The sequence below is a fragment of the Variovorax sp. dw_954 genome (genome assembly GCF_018449755.1).
Classification (GTDB): Bacteria; Pseudomonadota; Gammaproteobacteria; order Burkholderiales; family Burkholderiaceae_C; genus Variovorax.
The window spans coordinates 1-4138 of record NZ_JAAVVD010000066.1 but is presented as its reverse complement, the minus strand read 5'-3'; the positions used below and the strand labels follow the sequence as shown (position 1 = coordinate 4138).

General features: G+C 65.4%; 6 protein-coding genes. All 6 read left to right on the top strand.

Annotation, left to right across the window (positions count from 1 at the left end):
- Positions 1-654 (top strand): NAD(P)-binding domain-containing protein (locus tag HB681_RS37380; protein WP_213959946.1); only part of this gene is annotated, 654 nt, incomplete at its 5' end.
- A gap of 107 nt (positions 655-761) precedes the next feature.
- Complete coding sequence (locus tag HB681_RS37375; protein WP_213959945.1) at positions 762-1433, top strand: amino acid ABC transporter permease; 672 nt, start codon at positions 762-764, stop codon at positions 1431-1433.
- Positions 1434-1475: 42 nt separating this feature from the next.
- Positions 1476-2129, top strand: coding sequence for an amino acid ABC transporter permease (locus HB681_RS37370; protein WP_213959944.1), 654 nt, complete (start codon positions 1476-1478; stop codon positions 2127-2129).
- A gap of 71 nt (positions 2130-2200) precedes the next feature.
- Positions 2201-2989: a transporter substrate-binding domain-containing protein gene (locus tag HB681_RS37365; RefSeq protein ID WP_256354057.1), complete on the top strand. Its 789-nt coding sequence runs from the start codon at positions 2201-2203 to the stop codon at positions 2987-2989.
- 8 nt (positions 2990-2997) lie between these two features.
- A complete protein-coding gene (locus tag HB681_RS37360) occupies positions 2998-3786 on the top strand; it encodes an amino acid ABC transporter ATP-binding protein (RefSeq protein WP_218628413.1) in 789 nt (262 codons plus the stop codon).
- Between the two features lie 5 nt (positions 3787-3791).
- Positions 3792-4138 (top strand): PfkB family carbohydrate kinase (locus HB681_RS37355; RefSeq protein WP_256735270.1); only part of this gene is annotated, 347 nt, incomplete at its 3' end.

The following is a 4138-nucleotide window of genomic DNA, read 5'->3' as shown; positions in this document are numbered from 1 at the left end:
GGACTCAACGTCACGATGCCGCACAAGCAGGCGGTGATTCCCCACCTGGATGCGCTGGACGACACGGCACGCGAGATCGGCGCCGTCAACACCATCGACAACCGCGACGGCTTCCTCACGGGCTACAACACCGACTGCATCGGGGCCGTGCGCGCCATCGAGGAAGCCAGCCCGCTGGAAGGCCGGCGCGTCGCGTTGCTGGGCGCCGGCGGTGCGGCACGCGCCATCGCATGGGGCATGCGGCGCGCCGGTGCGCAGGTCACGCTGTTCAATCGCACGGCCGAGCGTGGCGAGGCCTTTGCGCGCGAGTTCGGGATCGCGTTCGCGGGCGCGCCGTCGCAGTTCGAGGCCTCGGATTTCGACGGCGTGGTCAATGCCACGGCGGCGGGTTATCGCGCGCCGGATGTCAGCCCGCTGGCGCCCGGTCAACTGGCGTCGCACCTCTTCGTCATGGACGCCGCGTTCATCCCCGTCGAGACCAAGCTCATCCGCGACGCGCGCGCCGCAGGCTGCCGCGCCGTGAACGGCACCCGCATGCTGCTGCACCAGTTCTGCGGCCAGGTCGAGCTCTACACCGGCAAGCCGGCGCCGTTCGATGTCATGAGCACCGCGCTGCTCGACGAAATCGCACGCACGCAGGAATCCCCGGTCTGATTCCGCGTGCAGTGCGGCACCGCGGGAAATCCCCAATGTTGTACTGAAACCGGTTTCATACAATCACGCCATCGCCCTTGGATTTCACCGACACGGAGACACTTCAAGTGAACTACCAGTTTCAGTTCGACGCCGTTCTGGCAGCCTGGCCGCTGCTGCTCAAGGGCACCTGGATCACCGTCCAGCTCTCACTCGTCGCCACGCTTCTGGGCCTGGTGGTGGCTGTCTTCTGCGCCTGGGGCAAGACCTCGGGGCCCAAGTGGCTGCGCTTTGTGATCAATGCCTACATCGAGGTGATCCGCAACACGCCGTTCCTGGTGCAGCTGTTCTTTTTCTTTTTCGCGCTGCCGTCCATCGGCCTGCGCTGGTCGCCCTACACGGCCGCGTTGACGGCCATGGTGGTCAACCTGGGCGCCTACGCGGCAGAGATCGTCCGTGCCGGCATCGAGTCGATCCCGAAGGGGCAGATCGAAGCCGGACGCGCACTCAACCTCAAGGGCTGGGAGATCTTCCGCTTCATCATCATCAAGCCGGCACTGAAGGCGATCTATCCCGCGCTCACCAGCCAGTTCATCCTGCTGATGCTGAGTTCGGCGGTGGTGTCGGTGATCTCCGCCGATGACCTGACCTCGGTGGCAGCCAACCTGCAGTCGCAGACCTTCCGGAGCTTCGAGATCTACATCGTCGTCGCAGGCATCTACCTGGCGCTTGCGATCAGCTTTTCGGCCCTGTTCAAGCTGATCTACAGCAACACGCTCAACTATCCGGACCGGCGCTGAACGCGTAACACACGCCCCCAACGCCAAGCGGAGACAAACACCATGCGCACCTTCGGCTATTCCGAATTCCTCTTCATTCTCGAAGCAGCCAAGTGGACCCTGGCGCTGTCGCTGATCGCCTTCATCGGCGGCGCCATCCTGGGCCTGGTGATAGCACTGGCGCGCACCTCGGAAAACCGGGGCGCGCAATTGCTGTCCACCGGCTTCATCCAGATCTTCCAGGGCACGCCGCTGCTGCTGCAACTCTTCCTGATCTTCTTCGGCGCGCCTGTGATCGGCATCGAGATCAATCCGTGGGTCGCCGCCGGCGCGGCGCTGATCCTCAACAGCGCGGCATTCCTGGGCGAGATCTGGCGCGGCTGCATCCAGTCCATCCCGCGCGGCCAGGTCGAGGCGGCACTGGCGCTCAACCTGAACTACACGGCCCGCATGCGCGACGTGGTGCTGCCCCAGGCCCTCAAGATCGCGCTCGCGCCCACGGTGGGCTACGTGGTGCAGATCATCAAGGGCACCTCGCTCGCGGCCATCATCGGCTTCACCGAGATCACGCGTGCCGGCCAGATCATCAACAACGCAACCTTCCAGCCGGTGGAGGTGTTCGGCACCGTGGCCGTGCTGTACTTCGTCATCTGCTGGCCGCTTTCGCTGCTGGCGGCGCACATGGAGCGCAGGCGCGCCGTCGCCCTGGCTCGCTGATCCGCTGATCCATTGACAGTTTTTCCCGCACAACCCAAGGAGACATTCGCATGATCAAGACCACCCGCTACATGACCCGCCGCACCGCGGCCATCGGACTCGCCGCCGCCGCGCTCACCGTGCTCGCGCCCTTCGCCTCGGCCCAGAGCGTGGCCGACATCAAGAAGAAGGGGGAGCTCACCGTCGGCATGCTGGTGGACTTCCCGCCGTACGGCACGACCAACGCGCAGAACCAGCCCGACGGCTACGACGCCGACGTGGCCCGCCTCCTGGCCAAGGACCTGGGCGTCAAGGCCAACATCGTCCCGGTGACCGGACCCAACCGCATCCCGTTCCTGCTGACCAACAAGGTCGACGTGCTGGTGGCTTCGCTGGCGATCACCCCCGAGCGTGCCAAGCAGGTGGATTTCTCGGTGCCGTATGCCGCCGCCACCATCGTGCTGTATGGCGTACAGAAGGTCGAGATCAAGTCGCCGGCCGACCTCAAGGGCAAGCGCGTCGGCGTGGCTCGCGCCAGCACGCAGGACATCGCGCTCACGGCGGTCGCTCCCGAGGGCACCGAGGTGCGGCGCTTCGACGACGACGCCTCGGCCATGCAGGCGTTGATGTCGGGCCAGGTCGATGCCATCGGTTGCTCGACCACCGTGGCTGGCCAGATTGCCAAGCGCGCGCCGGCCAACACCTACGAGCAGAAGCTGGTCCTGCGCCAGCAGGTGATGGGCGTCGCGATGCGCCCCGGCCAGGCCGAACTCAAGAAGACGCTGGACGATTTTGTCGCCCGCAACAAGGCCAACGGGGAACTCAACAAGCTCTACCAGAAGTGGCTCGGAACCGATTTCCCGGCCATGCCCAACTCCTGAGGAAGGTCATGGAAGAAGTCAACGTGCAGCTGCCCGGCCACGCGCTGGGCGAGCCCATCATCAAGCTCGAAGGCGTGAACAAGTTCTACGGGCAGTTCCAGGTGCTCACGGGCATCGACCTGTCGGTACGCGCCGGCGAACGCATCGTGGTTTGCGGGCCTTCGGGCTCGGGCAAGTCGACGTTGATCCGCTGCATCAACCGTCTCGAAGTCGTGCAGCAGGGCAGGATCGTGGTCGACGGCATCGACCTCACGGCCGGCGGCAAGAACGTCGATGCGGTGCGCGCCGAGGTCGGCATGGTGTTCCAGCAGTTCAACCTGTTCCCGCACCTCACCATCCTGCAGAACTGCACGCTGGCGCCGATGCGTTCGCGCGGCATGTCGAAGGAGCAGGCCGAGGACATCGCGATGAAGTACCTCAAGCGCGTGCGCATTCCCGAACAGGCCAACAAGTACCCGAGCCAGCTCTCCGGCGGGCAGCAGCAGCGCGTGGCGATTGCGCGTGCGCTGTGCATGAGCCCGAAGATCATGCTGTTCGACGAGCCCACTTCGGCGCTCGATCCGGAGATGGTCAAGGAAGTGCTCGACACCATGATCGGCCTGGCGGAAGATGGCATGACCATGCTGTGCGTCACGCACGAGATGGGCTTCGCGCGCAGCGTCGCCGACCGCGTGATCTTCATGGCCGATGGCCGCATCGTGGAGCAGGGGCCGCCGCAGGAGTTCTTCGGCCATCCGAAGCACGAGAAGCTGCGCCAGTTCCTCGGGCAGATCCTCAGTTCACATCAAGCCCATTGACCAAGATGAGCGACACCGCTTTCGACGTAGCACTGTTCGGCGAGGCCATGCTGCTGCTGGTGGCCGACAAGCCCGGCCCGATCGAGGACGCCACCGGCTTCCACAAGCGCACTGCCGGCGCGGAGACGAACGTCGCCATCGGCCTCGCGCGGCTCGGCCTCAAGGTGGGCTGGGCCAGCCGCCTGGGCACCGACTCGATGGGCCGCTCGCTCATCGCCAGCATGAAGGGCGAGGGCATCGACTGCTCGCACGTCATCTGCGATCCGGCGCAGCGCACCGGCTTCCAGTTCAAGGGCCGCGTGACCGACGGCAGCGACCCGCCGGTCGAATACCACCGCAAGGGTTCGGCCGC